This is a genomic window from Mycetocola sp. 2940, from assembly GCF_040548835.1.
GTDB lineage: Bacteria > Actinomycetota > Actinomycetes > Actinomycetales > Microbacteriaceae > Mycetocola_A.
The window spans coordinates 1-19,559 of record NZ_JBEPSK010000011.1 but is presented as its reverse complement, the minus strand read 5'-3'; the positions used below and the strand labels follow the sequence as shown (position 1 = coordinate 19,559).

19 protein-coding genes are annotated in these 19,559 nt (G+C 63.2%); 11 read left to right on the top strand and 8 right to left on the bottom strand.

All coding sequences use genetic code 11. The features are described 5' to 3' along the window. The first annotated feature begins 89 nt into the window (after positions 1-89). Complete coding sequence (locus ABIE24_RS13605) at positions 90-2,273, top strand: glycosyl hydrolase 53 family protein (RefSeq protein ID WP_354500530.1); 2,184 nt, start codon at positions 90-92, stop codon at positions 2,271-2,273. 185 nt (positions 2,274-2,458) lie between these two features. On the opposite strand, the gene ABIE24_RS13600 is transcribed toward ABIE24_RS13605, so the two are convergent. The 4 genes from ABIE24_RS13600 to ABIE24_RS13585 all read right to left on the bottom strand — a co-directional run bounded on the left by ABIE24_RS13600 (position 2,459) and on the right by ABIE24_RS13585 (position 6,211). Continuing rightward, positions 2,459-3,148 carry an SDR family NAD(P)-dependent oxidoreductase gene (locus ABIE24_RS13600; RefSeq protein WP_354500528.1) on the bottom strand — a complete coding sequence of 230 codons (690 nt, stop codon included), beginning with the start codon at positions 3,146-3,148 and terminating at the stop codon, positions 2,459-2,461. Between the two features lie 99 nt (positions 3,149-3,247). Beyond that, a complete protein-coding gene (locus ABIE24_RS13595) occupies positions 3,248-4,237 on the bottom strand; it encodes an aldo/keto reductase (RefSeq protein WP_354500527.1) in 990 nt (329 codons plus the stop codon). Positions 4,238-4,251: 14 nt separating this feature from the next. After that, complete coding sequence (locus ABIE24_RS13590) at positions 4,252-5,295, bottom strand: NAD(P)-dependent alcohol dehydrogenase (RefSeq protein ID WP_354500525.1); 1,044 nt, start codon at positions 5,293-5,295, stop codon at positions 4,252-4,254. A gap of 22 nt (positions 5,296-5,317) precedes the next feature. Then, the gene (locus ABIE24_RS13585) at positions 5,318-6,211 is read right to left on the bottom strand and encodes an aldo/keto reductase (RefSeq protein ID WP_354500524.1); all 894 of its coding nucleotides are present in this window, start codon (positions 6,209-6,211) and stop codon (positions 5,318-5,320) included. Between the two features lie 201 nt (positions 6,212-6,412). Between ABIE24_RS13585 and ABIE24_RS13580 the strand changes: the two genes are divergently transcribed. Next, positions 6,413-7,303: a helix-turn-helix transcriptional regulator gene (locus tag ABIE24_RS13580; RefSeq protein WP_354500647.1), complete on the top strand. Its 891-nt coding sequence runs from the start codon at positions 6,413-6,415 to the stop codon at positions 7,301-7,303. A gap of 127 nt (positions 7,304-7,430) precedes the next feature. Here the strand turns inward: ABIE24_RS13580 and ABIE24_RS13575 are convergent, their stop codons facing one another. Further along, positions 7,431-7,637, bottom strand: coding sequence for a hypothetical protein (locus ABIE24_RS13575; RefSeq protein ID WP_354500522.1), 207 nt, complete (start codon positions 7,635-7,637; stop codon positions 7,431-7,433). Positions 7,638-7,967: 330 nt separating this feature from the next. On the opposite strand from ABIE24_RS13575, the gene ABIE24_RS13570 reads away from it, so the two are divergent. Next, positions 7,968-8,906, top strand: a complete 939-nt coding sequence (locus ABIE24_RS13570) for a hypothetical protein (protein ID WP_354500520.1) — start codon at positions 7,968-7,970, stop codon at positions 8,904-8,906. Positions 8,907-9,354: 448 nt separating this feature from the next. On the opposite strand, the gene ABIE24_RS13565 is transcribed toward ABIE24_RS13570, so the two are convergent. Further along, on the bottom strand, positions 9,355-9,651 hold the full coding sequence (locus ABIE24_RS13565) for a hypothetical protein (protein WP_354500518.1): 297 nt from the start codon (positions 9,649-9,651) through the stop codon (positions 9,355-9,357). An 828-nt stretch (positions 9,652-10,479) separates the two neighbouring features. Further along, positions 10,480-11,076, bottom strand: coding sequence for a DUF1349 domain-containing protein (locus tag ABIE24_RS13560; protein WP_354500645.1), 597 nt, complete (start codon positions 11,074-11,076; stop codon positions 10,480-10,482). A gap of 579 nt (positions 11,077-11,655) precedes the next feature. On the opposite strand from ABIE24_RS13560, the gene ABIE24_RS13555 reads away from it, so the two are divergent. Next, positions 11,656-11,871, top strand: a complete 216-nt coding sequence (locus ABIE24_RS13555) for a hypothetical protein (protein ID WP_354500655.1) — start codon at positions 11,656-11,658, stop codon at positions 11,869-11,871. Between the two features lie 262 nt (positions 11,872-12,133). Further along, on the top strand, positions 12,134-13,513 hold the full coding sequence (locus ABIE24_RS13550) for an NAD-dependent succinate-semialdehyde dehydrogenase (RefSeq protein WP_354500643.1): 1,380 nt from the start codon (positions 12,134-12,136) through the stop codon (positions 13,511-13,513). Positions 13,514-13,902: 389 nt separating this feature from the next. Here ABIE24_RS13550 and ABIE24_RS13545 read toward each other — a convergent pair whose 3' ends face one another. Then, on the bottom strand, positions 13,903-14,487 hold the full coding sequence (locus ABIE24_RS13545; protein WP_354500516.1) for a helix-turn-helix domain-containing protein: 585 nt from the start codon (positions 14,485-14,487) through the stop codon (positions 13,903-13,905). 100 nt (positions 14,488-14,587) lie between these two features. Between ABIE24_RS13545 and speB the strand changes: the two genes are divergently transcribed. The 6 genes from speB (at position 14,588) to ABIE24_RS13515 (ending at position 19,369) form a co-directional block, all read left to right on the top strand. Beyond that, on the top strand, positions 14,588-15,550 hold the full coding sequence (speB, locus tag ABIE24_RS13540; RefSeq protein ID WP_354500515.1) for an agmatinase: 963 nt from the start codon (positions 14,588-14,590) through the stop codon (positions 15,548-15,550). A gap of 25 nt (positions 15,551-15,575) precedes the next feature. Next, positions 15,576-15,971, top strand: coding sequence for a YybH family protein (locus tag ABIE24_RS13535; protein ID WP_354500513.1), 396 nt, complete (start codon positions 15,576-15,578; stop codon positions 15,969-15,971). Positions 15,972-15,996: 25 nt separating this feature from the next. Further along, complete coding sequence (locus ABIE24_RS13530) at positions 15,997-17,394, top strand: purine-cytosine permease family protein (RefSeq protein ID WP_354500511.1); 1,398 nt, start codon at positions 15,997-15,999, stop codon at positions 17,392-17,394. Next, positions 17,372-18,037, top strand: coding sequence for a cyclase family protein (locus tag ABIE24_RS13525; RefSeq protein WP_354500509.1), 666 nt, complete (start codon positions 17,372-17,374; stop codon positions 18,035-18,037). Before ABIE24_RS13530 ends, ABIE24_RS13525 begins: the two co-directional genes overlap by 23 nt. Positions 18,038-18,723: 686 nt before the next feature. Then, entirely contained in the window at positions 18,724-18,969 is a 246-nt protein-coding gene (locus ABIE24_RS13520; protein ID WP_354500507.1) for a hypothetical protein, read from the top strand. Positions 18,970-19,171: 202 nt separating this feature from the next. Then, complete coding sequence (locus ABIE24_RS13515) at positions 19,172-19,369, top strand: hypothetical protein (protein WP_354500505.1); 198 nt, start codon at positions 19,172-19,174, stop codon at positions 19,367-19,369. The last annotated feature ends 190 nt before the right edge of the window (positions 19,370-19,559 follow it).

Below are 19,559 nucleotides of genomic sequence, written 5' to 3'. Positions count from 1 at the left end.
TTTGGACGGGACGACACCGCAGCGCCGCGGATCTCCGATCGCCCTCCGGGCGGCGAGCTAGAGGGCTGCCGAACGAGAGGGCACGAATCGTGCACAAGCACTACAAAAGAGCGACCCTTGCCGCCGTCGCGGCGTCGCTCGCAACTCTGCTCGCGATCCCGGCGGGTGCCTCTGCCGCCGTCGCGGCCGAACCAGGCGACGGACCGGTCGACGCCGATATCTTCGTTGAGAAGGTCGACGGCCTCTCCCCCGGCTTTGCCAATGGCGTCGACGTCTCAACGGTGTTGTCGCTCGAGGAAAGCGGCGTGATCTTTCGTGACGCCGCGGGTGCTCCCGCCGACTTGTTCGACGTGCTTGCCGACCACGGCGTGAATTCCGTGCGTGTACGGGTCTGGAACGATCCCTACGACGCGTCCGGCATGGGATACGGCGGCGGCAACGTGGATGTGGCTCGTGCGGTCGAGATCGGGCAGCGCGCGACCGCCGCAGGTCTCAGCGTGCTCGTCGACTTCCACTACTCCGATTTCTGGGCCGACCCCGGTCGCCAGCTCGCACCGAAGGCCTGGGCAGGGCTGACGGATGCCGAGACGGTGGACGCACTGCACGACTTCACTGCAGACGCGCTCCAGTCGTTTGAGAACGCTGGAGTCGACGTGAGCATGGTGCAGGTCGGCAACGAAACCAACAACGCCATCGCCGGGCACACTCGACCGGGCCGCGAGATCGACGCCCAGTTCGCCGCGCTCATCGCCGCCGGCAGCGCCGCCGTCCGCGAGGTTCTGCCCTCCGCACTGGTCGCGGTGCACTTCACGAACCCCGAGACATCCGGTCGCTATGCGACCTATGCCGCGGGTCTGGCGGCATTCGGCGTCGATTACGACGTGTTCGCGAGCTCCTACTACCCCTACTGGCACGGCACGACCGAGAACCTGACTGCTGTGCTGAGCAACATCGCAACGACTTACGGCAAGAAGGTCATCGTCGCCGAGACGTCATGGGCACACACCCTCGATGACGGCGATGGATACGGAAACGTAATCGGGGCGGGCGGCATCACGGCGCAATACCCGGTCAGCGTGCAGGGGCAGGCAACCGAACTCCGCGACGTCATCGCCGCGGTTGCCGCCGTCGGCGACGCCGGGATCGGCGTCTACTACTGGGAACCGGCATGGCTGCCGGTCGGGCCTCCGTCCGAGCTCGAGGCGAACCGCGCCCTCTGGGAGCGCGACGGGTCGGGCTGGGCAACGAGCGCAGCAAGTGACTACGACCCGGTGCACGTCGGAGAGTTTTACGGCGGCTCAGCCTGGGACAACCAATCGCTTTTCGCGTGGGACGGGACTCCGCTCGAATCGCTGCGCACGTTCCAGTACGTCTACACCGGCGCCGTCACACCGCGTGAGATCGTGTCTGTCGAACAGGTGGCACGGACAGTGTCGGATGGCTCGCCCATCGAATTGCCCGCGACGGTGACCGTCACCTACAACGACGGAACCACTGAACACCCCTCGGTCCAATGGTCGGATGCCGTCGACTGGATCCGCGGACCCGGGAACTACTCGATCCCTGGGGCAACCGACACCGGACTGCATGTGATCGCGTCCGTCGTCGTCGAGGCGCGCAACTTCGTCCAGAACCCCGGCTTCGAAAGCGCCGACATGAGCGCGTGGCAACTAACCGGACCCGCGGCACGCCAGGCCACAGCCGACGGCTCCTCGGGCGAATACGCCGTCACATTCTGGGGCGGTGCGGCCTACCAGACGTCGGCCTCGCAGACACTGACCGGTGTTCCGGCCGGCTCGTACACTCTGCAGGCGACGACCCAGGGCACCAACAGCCCCTCGACCGACACACGGGCACTGACGGCAACGACCTCGGCGGGCTCTTGGAGCGTGCCACTGGAGTTCACGACGTGGAACGCCTTCCACACCGCGACGCTGCCCGAGGTGGTCGTCGGCGCCGACGGCAATGTCGAAATCTCGGCCTCATTCACGCTCTCGGCCGGTGCGTGGGGCGTGCTCGATGACGTGCGCCTGGTCGCCGCGTCGACGGCTGAGCCGGTCGACACGGCTGGGCTCACGGCAAAGGTTGCCAGCGCGAAGGCCATCGACCGCTCGCAGTACACTGACGCCTCTCTCGTCGTGCTCGACCGGGCCGTTGCGATCGGCGAAGTCGTGATCGCAGGTTCGAACGTGACGTCGATGGACGTGAAGGACGCGACAAAAATGGTTGAAAAGGCGGTGAAGTCGCTCAAGAAAATCAAGCAGCCGCGCTGACGTCGAGGCCCGGAGAGTTGCGGCAGGATGCCGCTCAGCTCTCCGGGCGTTGCACCATCGGGATCGTGTCGCACATCGGTTCTTCGAAGCCAAGCTCGAAATACAATCCTTGATTCCGGAAGCGACGCTCAGGTAGTCGCAAATCGGGCTGCCAACGCCTTCAGGGCCACACCCGCGGTCGGTTCTTAGCTGACCGTCGCACAGCGTCCAAGCATCTCCTCCACGACTCGTTTGACGGACGCTTCCGCGCCGTCCGCTCCCATATCCTTCTCGTGGGACTCGGTGCGGATGACCCCGGGGCTGACAGCGTTGACACGGATACGGCGGTCGCGTAACTCGTTCATCCACGTCCGAACGAAACTCCGGAGCCCTGCTTTCGCGGCCGCGTACACACCGAACGTGGGAACGCCCATGTTCTTGGTGATGGATGTGTTGACGATTATCGAGCCGCCGTCGGAGAGGAGCGGCAGGGCCGCCTGAGCGGTGAAGACGGTGCCTTTGATGTCGAGAGCCAGCCCCTTGTCGAGGTTCTCCTCGCTCAGATTCTCGATGGTGTCGTACCAGGCGGCACCGGCGTTGGCGAAGACGATGTCGAGAGAGCCGCGTTCGGCGCGGATCGACTCGACGACCCCCTGCATCTCGCTGAGCCGTGTGGCGTCCGCGCGGATCGCGCGCGACTGGTCGCCGAGATCTGAGACCGACCGGTCCAGTCTTTCCTGGTCGCGGCCGGTGATGTACACGAACGCGCCTTCGGCGATCATCTGTTTCGCCGCCCCAAAGCCGATGCCGGAGTTACCTCCGGTGATCAAGGCGGTTTTGCCGTCGAGTCCTGTGATGCTTCCGGGATCTCCATTCCGAAGTTCTGGACGTTCCATGCGATGTTCGTGTTCACACCTTGACGCTATTCCGGGCTCTCTGTTGTGGGAGTGACTGTCAACACCCTTCGGCAGATTGGCGGCGAGGCGATTGTCGGCTCACCGTTCGATCGCTGCGTCGAGGCCCTCCGACAGTGGTGCTCCGGTCACGTTGATAGTTGCGAAGGCTTTGTCGATTTCGGCGAGGTCTGTCGCGGTCAGGTCGAAGTGCGCTGCAAACAGGTTGTCGTCAAGGTGCGCCAGCCGTGTTGCTCCCGGGATTGGGACCACCCACGGCTTCTGCGCAAGCAACCACGCGAGTGCGATCTGTGCGGGCGTGACTCCCCTGCGGGCGCCGAAATCCTTGAGGAAGTCGACAACCGCGAAGTTGGCGTCCAATGCTTCAGGGGTGAAGCGCGGGAAGTCCTTCCTGAGGTCATCGTCGTTGTCGAATTTCAGGTCGCGGGTGATCGCCCCGGTCAGGAAACCTTGACCAAGGGGTCCCCAGGCCACAAGCCCGATACCGAGTTCCTCGCAGACGGCGAACTTTGTTGTTTCCGGTTCACGCATCCACAGGGAGTAGTGGTCCTGAATGGCAGCGACGCGCTGCACGGCATGGGCGCGCCGGATTGTTGATTCGCTCGCTTCGGAAAGGCCGAAGTGCTTCACCTTGCCCTCGGCGATCAGATCCTTGACCGTGCCGGCGACATCCTCGATGGGTACCGACGGGTCGACCCTGTGCTGGTAGAGCACGTCGATGTGATCGGTCCGGAGTCGTTTGAGCGACGCGTTCACAACGTCCCGGATGTGGGCTGGTCGACTATCGAGACCAACAGTTTCGTTGTTCTCGTTGATCTTGAACCCGAACTTGGTGCTCACGAGGACGCTGTCTCTGACGGGCGCGAGCGCTTCGCCGACGAGTTCTTCGTTGACGAACGGCCCGTAACCCTCTGCGGTGTCGAAGAGGGTTACGCCGCGGTCGGCTGCGGCGCGGATCAGCGCGATGGCTTCGGCTTTATCGGTGGCCGGGCCGAGTCCGAAGCTGAGGCCCATGGCGCCCAGACCGATGGCGGAGCTTTGGAGTCCGTCGCCCAGTGTGCGTAGTTTCATGTTGTTCCTTTCGGTTATGCGAAGGTGGTGGTGACGATGACGAAGCGGTAGCGGACGTCAGATTTCAGCACTCGTTCGTAGGCGTCGTTGATGGCATCGGCGGAAATGAGTTCGATATCGGGAGCGATGCCGTGCTTGGCGCAGAAGACGAGCATCTCCTGGGTCTCGCGGATGCTGCCGATTCCGGAGCCGGCGAAGGAGCGCCGGTTCCCGAACAGGGTGAAAATGTGCAGCGGGAGGGGCTCGGCGGGCGCGCCGACGTTCACCATGGTGCCGTCCAGCGCCAGAAGGGCCAGATGTGCGTCAAGGTCGATTGGAGCACTCACGGTGTTCACGATGAGGTCGAACGTGTTCGCGAGGTTCTCGAAGGTGGCAGGGTCGCTCGTCGCGTAATAGTGGTCTGCCCCGAACCGCAGCCCGTCGTCCTTCTTGCTGAGAGTCTGCGACAGCACCGTGACTTCAGCGCCCATCGCGTGCGCGATCTTGACCGCCATGTGGCCGAGACCGCCCATGCCAACCACGGCGATCTTTTTGCCTGGTCCGGCGTTCCAGTGCGCTAGCGGCGAGTAGGTGGTGATTCCGGCGCAGAGCAGTGGTGCGGCCGCTTCGTAAGGGATGCTCTCGGGCACGTGAAGAACGAAGTCCTCCGTGACGACGATGTGGGTGGAATATCCGCCCTGGGTGATCGTGCCGTCGCGGTCGACGATTCCGTAGGTACCGGTGTTGCCGTTCAGGCAGTACTGCTCCGCTCCGGCCAAGCAGTTCGCGCATTCGCGGCAGGAGTTGACCATGCAGCCGACTCCCACGCGGTCGCCGAGTTGGTGGAGAGTGACGTCGGAGCCGATTTCGGTGACAACGCCGACGATTTCGTGTCCGACGGTCAGTGGGTACGGGACGGGTCCCCAGTCGCCGCGGACGGTGTGGATGTCGGAGTGGCAGATCCCGGCGTATGCGATCTCGATCAGCACATCCTTCGGGCCGACGTCGCGGCGCACGATTGTTGTCGGGATGAGAGGTTCGGTCGCTGATGGTGCGGCGTAAGCTTTGACGTTTTTCATGGATTTTCTGTTTCGGGTGAGATCAGTCTTCGATGGCGAAAGGGAACAGGGCCGAGTTGACCGCTGCCGGGTCCGGGCCGCCTCGCTTGCCGGTGTCGAGGGCGTCGATGGTCGCAACCTCGTCGGCGGTGAGCGCGAAGTCGAAGACGTCGATGTTCTCCGCGATTCGAGTTGGGCGGACGGATTTCGGGATTGGGGACAGGCCGTGCTCGAGTTGCCAGCGCAAAATGATCTGGGCGGGCGTCTTGGAGTATTTGTCTGCGAGCACGAGAATCGTGGGGTCCTCAAGAGGGTTGTGCACGTCGTTCGGATTCTCGGGCTGGTAGACCATCACCCCGCCGATCGGTGACCAGGACTGGGTGACGATGCCGCGGTCGGTAGCGGCGCCACGCGTCGCCTTCTGAGTGAAGTAGGGGTGCAATTCGATCTGGTTGACAGCAGGAACGATGTCCGTGCGGGCGATCAGGTTCTCGAGATCCTCCGCGCTGTGGTTGCACACGCCGATCGCGCGCACGCGACCCTCATTGAGGAGCGTTTCCAATGCTTTGTACGCGGCAACGGTACGTTCGAACTCTGTGGGCATCGGCCAGTGCAGCAGGTAAAGGTCAACGTAATCCAGTCCAAGCTTGCCGAGACTCCTGTCGAACGCGTGAAGCGTCTCGTTGTAGCCGTAGTCGCTGATCCACGCCTTGGTGGTCACGAAAAGTTCGGCTCGGTCGACTCCGGAGCGGCGGATGCCTTCGCCCACTTCCGCTTCGTTGCCGTAAGCGGCGGCAGTGTCGATGAGGCGGTAGCCCGCCTGGATAGCCGAGGTGACAGCAGCCGACGTGTCCTCGGGGGAACTCTGGTAGACGCCGAGGCCGAGCGCGGGCATCCGCGACCCGTTGTTCAGTGTGACGAGTGGGCTTTGAGGCATGAAATTTCCTTTCGTGTAGTGCTAGCGGTGAATGAGCGAGTGCGTCATGTCACTCTCGCCCTCCACCTACTCAATGGAAACGTGTCTGCCGCGTCCGCGGGAGTGACGGTTGATACACGCACTCGCAGACCACCCCATTGGTCGACGTCGTGCACGCTGAGGTGTCCTGTCAGATCCTCCCTGGATGGGTTCCACGCACGTATGGTGTTGGGTATGACGGCTCAATCCGAAATCCAAGAGTTCCTGCGTTCTCGGCGCGCGAAGCTTTCGCCCGACCAGGCCGGGCTCATTGGAGGCGGCCGAAATCGTCGCGTACCCGGGCTGCGCCGAGAAGAGGTCGCGTCCCTCGCCGGAGTCAGCGTCGACTATTACGCACGACTCGAACGAGGCACCCTCACCGGAGTGTCGGACGAAGTTCTCCGCGCCGTTGCTCGGGCTCTTCAACTTGATGAGGCCGAAGCGTCCCATCTCAGCGACCTCGCCCGTGCACATGCGCCCGGTGTCCGACCCCGTCGTCGGCCCGCATCTGCCCAACGGGTGCGTCCGAGCATTCAGCGCTTCCTGGATGCCGTCACCGGTGCTCCCGCCTGGATTCGAAACGATCGCCTCGACTTCATCGGCACGAATGCACTCGCCCGTGCGCTTTACTCCGAGACCTTTGCCGACTCCATCCGTCCTGCCAACAACGCCCGGTTCACCTTCCTCAATCCACATGCCCGCGACTTCTATCCGGACTGGGAACACAGTGCCGACGATATTGTCGCCGCACTCCGTGGCTACGCCGGGCGTAATCCGGACGACCGTGCACTCACCGATATGGTCGGTGAGCTAGCCACCAAGAGCGTTGAGTTCCGGACCCGGTGGGCCGCGCACGACGTCAGGAACCACCGAACCGGCATCAAGAAGATCAATCACCCAACCGTGGGGCTCCTCGAATTGCACTACGATTCCATGGAAATGACCACCGATCCGGGCCTTACCTTCTGCACGTGCACCGCGGAGCCGAACACCTCGACCTCCGAACGCCTCCAACTCCTTTCGAGTTGGGCCGCGACCTCCGCTGCTGAGGAGAATCGGGAGCTACAGAGCTAGTTCCCCCACCCGAGTGGTCCGCCGGCGACCTGTTGGGAACGCCATCGCCACGGCACTCACACTGACTGACGGATGACGATCACGCTCGTCGTGTTTCGCACTCGAAACCGCCTGGAACCAGTGCGGTCTAGAGGTAGCGCCGGTGGAGGTTCGTTGCGTCCTCTCGAACGGTGTCGCCAGCACCATCCCGGACGGTGCCGGTCGTCAGATCACCGAACGCGCGAAGATTCCAGGTCCCAATCAGAAGGTTGGAGGAGTTTTTCGGGGGAATCACGGCGGATATTGCGGCGCGGAGACCTTCGAGATTCTCCTCGACATCGGGCGGAACGGTCATCGTCATTCTAAATGATGACTTGGTCCTAATGCAGAGCGGCCTTCCTTACGTCGTCATCCACGCATCTCTGACGGCGTTCAGAGCCTCGTCCGGTCCGACGGTGGGCCGGCATTGATGTGAGAGCGCGCCGTCCCATTCCGCCTGCGTTGATGCCCCCACGAAGAGATCTGGGGTGGAACGTCGTGCCCGCGTAGCGACCGGTATTCGCGCTGGGCACGAATAGTCCTCTGGCGCAGGCAATCGTTGGCTCCCCGAATCGCTGAGGAACGCCAGTTTTCGCGATGTCTGGGCGCCCTTGCCGCGTGTCGTGCGCGGGAGGACAATGAGGACATGGATGCCCCTCTGGGGTCGGTGGAGTTCGAACAAGCGGACGAGCTGGCGCGCCTGCGGCGACGCGCCTACGGACCGAATGCCGACATCGCAAGGGACGCGGCGGCTCAGGCTCGGCTCTCCGAACTGGAGGCCGCCCAACGCCGACAGGCGACTCCCGTCCGCGGTGCCGCCACACCGGTCCCTGCTCCGATCCCGGAACGCGTCCCGGTCGCTGACACTGTCGAAGGGGCCCGTTCTGCTTCCACGTCTGTCCCTCAGCCTGTCGGCGGGGCGTTCGCCGACCAGGAGCGTGCCGGAACGTCGCTCATTGAGCAAGACCCCGCGACGGGTCCGACCGCCGGTTCCGACGCGATCAACCGTGCCCCCGCGGTACCGTGGTCGCGCCGCCGCCGCTCGTTGATCGTCGGCGGCGCCATCGCGGCTCTCGCCCTGAATGTGGCCCTCACCGCGTGGATTTCGCAGCTGCTTGCTGATGAGTCCACTCCCATCCCGGCCGAGACGGCGACCGCGGAGACGCCGCCGGTCCGTTCTTGGCGGGGAGGTGGGTCCTACCTTCCTGCACCGGATCATGTGCTCGCACTGAAGTCGGACGGTGCCGCCGCCGATCAGCCGCACGATCCGGGGGGCAAACTTGACGCTCTGGGGATCGGCCCCGGTGAGTTGAAGCGCTACGAGGACTTCTATGGCCCCGAGGTCTACCACCTCGCCGTCTGGAGTGGAGAGTCTCGCTACGGCATGACCTGCCTGCTCCTCTCCCACGCCGGCCAGCCGATCAGCGACGGTGGGGGCGCCGCCGAAGGGTGTTCCCTGAGAGGCCAGGACACCATCGCGGACATTATGGGGACCGTCAGTCTCACCCGATTGGTGCTCAGGGGCGACCACGTCGACGTCTACGTCTACGAAGGCGGCGCTGACCCGAACGCGTCGCAAGGCTAGCCGGGACGCCGAAATATATAGACCCGGTCGACGAGACATATTGCGATCCCATCCGGGTCGGGGCTATTGCCCTGAGGGACCGACTTACGGGCGGTGGCCGAACGCATAGCGACCGGCCCGCGGGCACGGGACATCACCGGCCATCGTCCTGCGGGCAGGATTAGTTCAGCGTGCTCTTCACCGAAGCCCCGATTCCTGTGGCGATAGCACCCTTCGCGGCCTCAACTAGCGCGCCCGGGCCGAAGATGAGACCCTTGACGCCGTTTCCGATTCCGCCGGCGAGCGGGCCGAGAGCATCTCCGGTCGCGACGTCTCTAATCGCCCTCCGGTCTTGATGAGCACTCGGCCAGCGTTGGAAACAGCACCGATATAGCCGCGCGGGTCCAAATACAAAGCGACCACCCAATGCTCGGGGTCATAGATCGTGTCGGCGCCGTCAGCGACCATGTCAGCAGCAATCCCCGCCGTAAAACTCGCCCCCGGTTGTCGGTCGGTACACGTCGACGACCCCATCGTGCAGGATAAATCGGACGCTGTCCGTCAGCTCACCGTACGGCGGGAGCGGGAGCTCGTTGGGGCCGAGCGAGTAATCGGCGATGGTTTCGGCGGGAGGCGTTGTGCACTCGAACACCGAGATGTGGTTCTCCCTGACCACGGCGATGCATCGCTTATTCTCCAGGTTCGTCGTGCTCCAGATCTGCAGCGGCCCGTACGCGCCGTACGAGACGAAGTCCGCGACCGTCAAGCCCTACCTCGCAGGGACGTTATCGTCGGCAGGGACGGACCTGCCCACGCTGAGGCGGAGAGCCGGCAGATGCGTTCGAGCGAGCGCGGTCCCGCCGATGAAGACGACGTCATCTCGTACGGACCCTGCCAGTGATGCGAGCATATGGCTGATGAGATGATCTCTCTCGACTTGCTCTCGGCCGACACCGAAGGCCGCCTCCACTTGGGTTGCGTCGGTCTCCGACAAGACGCCTGGGACGGGGATATCGGCACGGCGAGCGTTCACCGAGGCCCCTCGTCAAGGGTCCGTTCGAACTGCTGTACAGCGACGTTCCGTCGTTTTTTTGCAGCGAGCGCACGCAACCGTGCCGGATCAATCTGGGGTCGAAGGTTCTCAACTGCCGCATGCGCTTCCTGCGGTGTCGTGCCGAGTTTCGGGCGGTGAGTAGGTCGTAGGCGGTCTGCTCGGGCGTCGTCACGAGAATCTGACCGAGATCGGTCGCCTCGAGCCGAGCATCCAACTTACCGACGTCCCGCTTGACGAACCGCACCTCCCCCATCGGGAGTTCCATGTGCCGCCGCTGTGTCGGCACGGCGACGACGGTCGTGCCGATCTCCAGGAGAACAGCATGATGGAACCTGGCAGCCCCGATCCCCATGAGCACGGGAACCCGGGCGCCATCGAGTGCGGTCGCGACAGCCATCGCTGCGTCATTGAGAGGCGGCGTCCACGTTTCGGCGTCAGCGGTGTCCGGCACCGCAGTGTAGAAGCCGCGCGCGAGTTTCGGCAACGCGAATGCCGCGCCGACCCTCAGTAGAGTGTCGAGACGAAATCCCAGCGCGCTCTTCACGCTCCCGGGTGCAAGCTCCGGTCCGCTGGCGAGATACGCCAAGAGGTGAAATGCACCGTGAGGTCGTCTCGGGTGGGCGAGCAGCAGAATGGGCCAGCCTTCACGGTTGCGTCCGGGTCCAGGGGCGCGACCCGGACCAGTCGCCAAGGCTCACCGTCAACCCGAGCACGGACGATCAGCGCGTCGCCGCTGCGGCTGGCGCGGACCGTAACGATTCGGCCACTCCATCCGGAGACCGGCGACAACGACCAGTCAGACACTCCCCGGGTCACGACGGCGCCCAGGCTTTCCTCGCCGTCGCTCCATTCGACACCTGATTTGATCCATGTAGTTTCGTCCACGCGAACGAACACGCCTGCCTGGTCGAACTGCGAAGCGAAGTCGAGTCGGAAAGACACTTCAACGGCGGAACCACCAGCCAAGGGGGCCAGAAGCGCGTGTTCGCTGTCGTGCACGAAGCCATATGACGTGACCCGCCAGGCATCACTGCCCTCTCGCGCGGTGACGCGGAGACCATCTTCGTCGATCAGCACGCGGGCTGGCTCGTTCGTCCACTGTCCTGCCGTCCAAGGAACATTATTCGTAGGGAGCAGCCTCTCAGAGGTGCCGTCCTCAGCGAAACGTTCGCATCGATCGACTCGCTGCCCACCCTCAACCGGCGGTCACCACGTGGAACGGACGCCTGGAGCACTACCACTGCGCTGTAGCCCCCGCAGAGTCGGCGCTCCTCATCCGTGCTTACGAGCAGCGCGAAAGGCGAGGAATCCCCGCGCCAGGAGCAGGCCAGCAACATAGCCCCAGCACTGGGCTGGCCGGTCTTGCTGATACCTTCCTCCGCGGCCGAAGGGCATGTCGACGGTTGCACCGACTGACCCCGCATGCGGGGTTGGCACCGAGGGAAACGAGAAGTCCCGGCAGATCTGGCGGGACTCTAGCTTGCTCGGGCTGGCGTGATTCGTACACGCGACCCCTTGGAGGAAATAACCTAAACTCGGGTTTACCGAAAATCTCGGAAAACTGTCGGATTCCCGTGTGTTTACAGGGAACCGGGCGGTTCGCTGCTTCCAATTTACTTGGTCAATTCGGGTCAGATGAAGTTGAATCTGTCGACTTAATGATGACCATTTGAACCGCCTTTGGCGGTACTCCGAGCCCTCCAGAACATTCTCCGCATGCCCGCCGTATGTAATCGAGCGCGGCTGTGCTGGCGCTCGGCCTGCGGTCCGGTCCGCATCACGACACACAACATCGATCCTGCGAACGTTACGATAGCTATCTCCAACGCCGATCCCTTCGAAGGAGGGAAACACTCCGGACTGGGGCGCGAAGGCATAGCCGAATACACCACCACCCAGCGCATCGGCATCGCCGACCCGCATTGCGCCTGACAACGATGACGGCTGCCGATCACAGGTAGCGGCTCTGTTGCACAGAATGCGTCCCGCTCCTACTCCGAATTTTGGCCGCACCCCACTTCAACACGCGGAGGGCGCGGACGTCAAAGCATGACGCGCCACCTCACGTTTCGAGAGAGGATGCTGGTACCAAGGGCAGCGGGACCCGTTGGCGGAGACCACTTTAGCGAAACACTTTTCCTCCCCATGGGCGCAACCAGTCCTTTCCATGACATTCGATCGAAGGAGAAACCACATGAGTTCATATGCAGTTACCAACCCCTCCACCGGCGAGACCGTGCGCGAATATGACACGTTCACTGATCAGGAAGTGGACGCAGCGATCTCGAACACCCACAACACCTACCGGGACTGGTCGCGCACGGCCCCAATCGAAGCGCGTACCGCTCTTATCGCGCGGGTGGCAGCACTGCACACCGAACGGCGCGAACAGCTGGCAGAGATCATCGTGCGTGAAATGGGCAAACCCTTGGACCAGGCTCTGGTGGAGGTCGACTTCGCGGCAGCGATCTACCAGTACTACGCCGACAACGGCGCCGGCTTTCTCGCGGACGAGCCGATCCAGCTCGCCGAGGGCACAGGATCCGCTTTCATTCGTCGCGCACCGCTCGGAGTATTGCTGGGCATCATGCCGTGGAACTTCCCTTATTACCAGGTGGCTCGTTTCGCGGGACCGAACATCGTCGCGGGCAACACCGTTCTGCTCAAGCATGCGCCGCAGTGCCCCGAATCCGCAGCGGCCATTGCACAGATTTTCGACGACGCCGAAGCAGAACTCGGAGCACATGAGTACGTGTACGCGAACATCTATGCCACCAATGAGCAGATAGCTACCGTCATCGCCGATCCGCGTGTGCAGGGAATCTCGGTGACCGGGTCCGAGCGCGCGGGAGCTGCCGTGGCGGAGCTCGCCGGAAAGCACTTGAAGAAAGTAGTGCTCGAGCTCGGTGGCTCCGACCCGTTCCTCCTACTCTCCACCGAAAACCTGGACGCGGTCGTCCAAGACGCCGTGAACGCCCGCCTCGATAACAACGGCCAAGCGTGCAACGCCGCGAAGCGGTTCATCATCATCGACAGCCTTTACGAGGCATTCATCGAAAAGTTCACGCAGGCGATGACAAAGGTGCAGCCAACCGACCCCATGGCCGAGGGCACGCAGCTCGGCCCGCTCTCCTCGGAGGCGGCGACCTCGAGACTCAAAGAGCAGCTGGAGCGCGCGAGGTCACAGGGCGCGACCGTCCTGACATCGGGTGAGATCTCAGGGAACTTCTTCCCCCCTGCGGTGCTCGCTGATGTGAGACCGGAAATGGACGCCTACCATGAGGAGTTCTTCGGGCCGGTCGCCACGGTCTACAAGGTGTCCTCCGAGGAGGAAGCCGTGTCGCTCGCCAATGACACTCCGTTCGGTCTCGGGTCATACGTGTACACAACAGACCAGGAGCAGGCTCTGCGCGTCGCGGACGCCCTTGAAGCCGGCATGGTTTGGATAAACCTCGTGCTCGGTGACGCCGCCGAATTGCCCTTCGGCGGTGTGAAGCGCTCTGGATCAGGCCGCGAGCTGGGCCGGTTCGCGATCGAGGAGTTCGTCAACAAGAAGATGATCCGAACCGCCTAAGGGTTCCGATTCTGCGGTGATCGTGCGGGGTCTAAGGCGCCAGCACGGTTAGTAGCGGACCACCTGCAGCCCCTCGATGGCGGGCTCGTCAGCTTGGTTGCGTTGTCCGCCGCGCCTGGTAGTCAATTTAGGTCGCTGATAGGTCCGCCGTTTTCGACAGAGTCAACCTGTCACTTTCTCGATTTTTCCGAGTCCGTCGAGAAAATTTCCCGAGGGATGGCAAGCTCCTCAGTGGTCTAGCGCCACATGCGATCGTTGTAGAGGTAGGTGAAGAGCGTTTCTCGCAGCAACCGGGCTTGGGAATTCTCCTCAGCGAAAGGGGCCGAGAACACCGGTGATGATGTCGCGCTTCTCGGTGCGACCGAGTGGAGACTGAAACTGAAGAGCTTTCACGCAGAACCACTCCACGGCGCCGGGACGATCACCCAGAGCACGATGGCCGCTGCGCCGCCTGTGACGTTCCAGGTGTGCGGTTCGCGACCCGGGAACGTGAGCGCGGCACCGGCGTCTACCGTCACCGTGCGGTCGGCGAAGCGCACCATCACGCTGCCGGCGATGACGTGCAGCACCTCCACGTCGCAGTTGATCGTGTAGAAGCCCGACCCACCATGAGCATCAGGCTCAAGTTCTGAACGGAGGACCTGCACGCGCTGCTCCCCGCGAGGCGACATCAGCCGCTCGTCGGCTCGAACGCCACCAAGGTTGATCCTCGGTGCCTTCGCGAACGCAACGAGCTGAACGTCAGGCTCCGTGAAGAGTGCGCCGACCGGCAGTGACAGCACCTGGCACAGTTGCACGAGGGTCGCGACGCTCGGAGACGTCTCGTCTCGCTCGACCCGGCTGAGGAACCCCTTGCTGAGTCCGGTCGTCGCGGCGACTTGCGAGAGGGACATGCCCTGAGCGGTGCGCGCCGAGCGCAGCTTCGCGCCGATCGGAGTGAGCGCGTCATCTGCGGCGGGGTGGATTGCGCGCAAGGGGTTCTCCTCGACTATGAAGGTTCGTGCTTGACGGTCGGCTCACGGCAGCGTACATTAAGCGCAGCAGTTGTCTATACAGTACTGAAAGTTGTCTAATATGCAACCCCCCGAAACCGCGGACCAGAACGTTCCGCAAGGGCCGGTGGACGCGAGTGTCGTACCGCGTTTCGCCGGCATCGCGACGTTCGCGCGGCTCCCTCGACTCGACGAGGTCGGCCGCGCCGATGTCGCCATTGTGGGCGTACCTTTCGACAGCGGTGTCAGCTATCGGCCAGGAGCCCGATTCGGTCCCGCGCACGTCCGTGAGGCGTCGCGACTTCTTCGGCCTTACAACCCAGCCCAAGACGTGTTCCCGTTCGGTTCCCAGCAGGTTGCCGACGCTGGCGACATCTCGGCAAATCCGTTCGACATCTCGGTCGCAATGGCCGAGATCGAGGCGGCGGCACGCTTTCTCGGCGAGCACGCCGAGCGACTCGTCGTCATCGGGGGCGACCACACGATCGCCCTGCCCCTCTTGCGGGTCGCTCATGCGCAGCACGGACCGGTCGCAGTGCTCCATTTCGACGCACACCTGGACACCTGGGACACATACTTCGGGGCGCCGCTGACCCACGGAACCCCCTTTCGCCGCGCTTCAGAGGAAGGTCTCATCGACCTCGAAGCAAGCATGCATGTCGGGATCCGCGGTCCGCTGTACTCCAAGGGCGACCTCGACGACGACTCGCGGCTGGGCTTCGCGGTGGTCACGAGTGAGTTCGTCGAAGAGCACGGCGTCGAAGCTGCGATCACTCGCATTCGCGCCCGTGTCGGAAACGCGCCCCTGTACGTATCGATCGACATCGACGTGCTGGACCCCGCCCACGCACCGGGTACCGGAACCCCTGAGGCCGGCGGGTTGACGAGTAGAGAATTGCTGCGAATGCTGCGCGGGCTCGCCGATCTGCGGATCGTCGGGGCCGACGTGGTCGAGGTAGCTCCAGCGTACGACCACGCCCAGGTGACCGCCGTTGCGGCGAGTCACGTCGTGTATGAACTCCTGAGCGCCATGGCGCCTCGGTGAGCGAACGCATCCGACGGAGGAAGCAATGATCTCGACTACCCCCAGCGAGAAGGACGTCCTCGCCGCAGCATCCGCGATCGTCGACGCCTTTGCGGCGACGGATGGCGATCGCTATTTCTCACTGTTCGCGCCCGATGCGACGTTCATCTTCCACACCGAGCCCGAGCGTCTGGATGATCGCAGTTCCTACGAGCGGCTCTGGCGGGATTGGGTCGCTGGCGATTGGAGCGTGACGTCGTGCGTGTCGAGCGCACAGCACGTTCAGCTCCTGGCCGGTGGTGCTGTTTTCACCCACTCCGTCTCCACTTCCGTCCAAACACCGGACGGCCCCGAGTCCTACCGGGAGCGGGAGACGATCGTCTTCCGAGCCGAGAGGGATGGACTCATTGCTATTCACGAACACCTCTCACCTCAACCCTGACCCCGAGTTCCCTAGGAGCCCAACGATGTCGCTCTACACCCGTCTCGAACGCCGACTGGACAGCCAATCGGATGACGCCGGTCCTGTCCGCGGAACCTACTCGCTGGGTCGGATTCTCATGATCTGGCTGGCCGCGAACCTGGTGGTGACCACCCTGCTCACGGGCACGCTCTTCGTGCCGGACCTGCCGTTCGGCCTCGTCATCGGGCTCATCGTGGGCGGCACGACCGTCGGCGCCGCGGTTCTCGTGACGATTGGCGCAATAGGAACCCGTACCGGGCTGCCGACGATGGCTCTAACCCGCGGCCCTTTTGGAACCCGCGGCAGCCTGCTTCCCGTCGCAGCGAACGTCGTGATCCTCATGGGTTGGAGCTGGGTTCAGGCAATGCTCGCCGGTATCGCCCTCAACTACATCGTCGCGACATCGACCGGGTTCTCGAGCCCCGTCGTCTTCGCCGTACTCTGCCAGACGATTGTCGTGATTCTCGCCATCTTCGGCCATGCTGGCGTTGCTCGGGTGGAACCGTGGTTCGCTGCGGTCATTCTGGCGATCGCCGCGTACATCTTCTTCGTGGTGTTCACGACGTATGCACCGGCGGACTTCGGCACGATCGCGCCGCCCAGTGAGCCCTTCTACTCGGCCGGGTTGGCGTTCGATGTCGTCGTCGCCACCGCCATCTCGTGGACGGTCCTCTCCGCGGATTTCAATCGCTTCGCGTCTTCAACGCGCGGGGGAGTGATCGGCTCTGGAATCGGTTACACCCTGTCCACGGTGATCTCGATGTCACTCGGCGCGACAGCGATGGGCTACGTGGTGCTGCGCGGAGGCGGAGCGATCCCGTTCGATCCCGTGACCATCATCGAGCCCTTCGGGGCGCTGTTCGCGGTCGCGATCTTCCTGTCCGTCATGGCGACCAATACGATGGTCGTCTACGGCATGGTCACCACCGTTGTGAACTCACTTCCCGGTCGCCGAGTCAAGTTCCTGCCGACCGCGATCGTGCTCGGACTCATTGCGATCATCGGGTCGACATTCTTCGGCCTGCTCGCCCAGTTCACGACCTTCCTCGTCACCATCGGAGCACTGTTCGCGCCGATCTTCGCGATCATGATCGTCGACTACTACATCATCGCGCGCCGGAGCTACGACGCCGACATTCTTAAGGCGCGGGGCGGGCGATATTGGTTCGCAGCCGGGATCAACTGGCTCGCCGTCCTCGCCTGGGCGATCGGCGCCGCTTCGGCTTACCTGTGGGCGTACGTATGGCCGCTGCCCTTTGGGGCGACCATCCCCGCCTTCCTCCTCACTTTCGTGCTCTACCTCGCCGTCTCCTGGGGTCGGCGCGCCAGGACACCGTTCGAGGCTAGTAAGCACCTCGCAGACGCGACGCAAAACGCCGATGCCGCCGCGTTCCCCCAATGAAGTCTCGATGCTCTGCGCTCTGAGTCACCCGATCACCGATGGGATGCCGGTTTACCCCGGCGACCCGACGGTGCGTATTGACGCCGCTCTCGATCTTCAACACGACGGCGTAGCCGTGACACGACTGCGCCTCGGGTCGCACACCGGAACACACATCGACGCCCCATCTCACACGGTGGTCGGCGGCCGGACGATGGCTGACGTGACGCTCGACGAGCTTGTGGGTGATGCTCTGGTGGTCAGGATGCCGGAGCTGCACGCGGGCTCACGCTACGGCTGGGACGAGCTGAACGCGCTCACGTCCGTTCCCGCGCGCGTGCCGTCGATCGTTGTAATCGACACGGGGTGGGCGAGGTGGTTCGGCGACCCGCAAGCGACGAGTCATCCCGCGCTGGATCCGACCGCAGCTCGGGAACTCTGCGCAAGAGGAATGCGCATCCTTGCCGTCGATACGCTCAGCCCAGATCCTACGACAGAAACTGACTCAGCCTTCCCTGTGCATGAAGTCGTCCTCGGGGGAGGTGGGCTCATCGTCGAGAACATTCGCGGCCTGGAACTGATCCCGGATCATGTGAGCATCGGGTTCTTCCCGTTACGCCTCAACGGAGACGGAGCTCCAGTATGTGCGGTCGCCTTCCTGTAGCGCCCCCGATGGACGTTCTTTCAGCTGGACCCATCAGTAGTGGAATCGCGCTGCCCAATCAGGCGGCGCGTATCGTTGTTCGGCCGCGACCTACCGCTAAGCGGGTGCTCGTAGTTGCTTACGCTCATCGTGCGGCCGGTTCTGGTGGGAAAACGGGAACGCCTCCGGGTCAGGTTTGGCCAATGCTAACCGGCGATGGACGACCACTGCTGCCATCGAAGACATTGATCGTTAGTCCAGCGGACGCTTGGAGCGATTCACGATTCATTTACGCCTCGTGAAGTCGATATCGCTGAAGAATTGCTTCATCTGGTTAGCTGTGACCACTCCTACGATGTCCTGCATAACTCCACCGCGCTGGCAAGCGATCCCCTAGAAGAGGAACTTCGGTTCACACGACAAAATGACGAGACCGCTCGCCAAACGATCAGGATGGGGATCAGGCTCGAGGACAATATGTTGTTCTGGATTTCTGCTGTGCCTGAGGCGAAAGGCAACTCGCCAACCTGATACATCGCTCTGATGAACCGACGGAACCCGCCGCTGAGGTCGAATCCGAAGCCGAACGCCCGGCGAAACCCGTGAAGCCTGAGTGCACAGAGATTTCCGATTCCCTCCTCACAGCGCTCAACGACCTGGTTGTCGCGAAGGGGCGAGGCGAGACCGTCTTAGCAGGCGGAGCGCGGATGGATGAAGAGTCGGGATGGTGGCACGTCGCCGGTCACATCGACATCGTCGATCCAGCCAGTGACGATGTCTTCGGAGTCTGCGCGACCCAAGGAGACCCGACGGCGGAGCCTTTCGCGGGGAAGATTTTCTCCGTCAACGACAACGCGGCATCGGACCATTCGGTGGCAGAGCTGACGAACGAAGCCAGAATCGACCCTGAGAAGATGCCGATGCTGAGCTGTGTACCGAAGGTGAAGGAGTAACAGGTTCTCAGAGCGCGCACAGCACTGCCCGAGGTGCCGAAGCCTCAATGGGTCGATGGAACCGAGCCGTCACGAGACCTCGGACCGCTCAGGCATCGCCGATGGTCGCGCGCTGCGCTATCCGCTCGAGGCCGCAGCCGCCGCGCCCTGACCGGCATCCGCACCTATGGTGCCCGCCATTGCTCTCCGATAGCTTCAGGGCATGCCCTTAGAAATCGACCTCTTGTGGAGCTTCTACCCGCTCCTCCTCCTGGCTCTCGCAATCACTCTCGCGGTGGTCGCCATCCGCCTGATGCTCGCAGCGACGCGAGCCCTCAACGCTTACACGGATGACCGGAAGCTGCGTACGGCGCTGGCTCTCGACGAGGTCGACCCAGCGGACGAGACGCGAGTCAGCTGACCTGACGGTCGGAATGATGACACCATGACCGAGCCAGCTTAACCTAAAAAGTCCCGGAAACCCTTGAGTTTCCGGGACATTCGGTCGGGCTGACAGTGTCTGGTTTCAGGACATCGTTGACAGATGTGTCGGGACATCGAGGACGTGCGGCATGTATCGAGACATCGTTGACACGGCCACGATGGTGCAT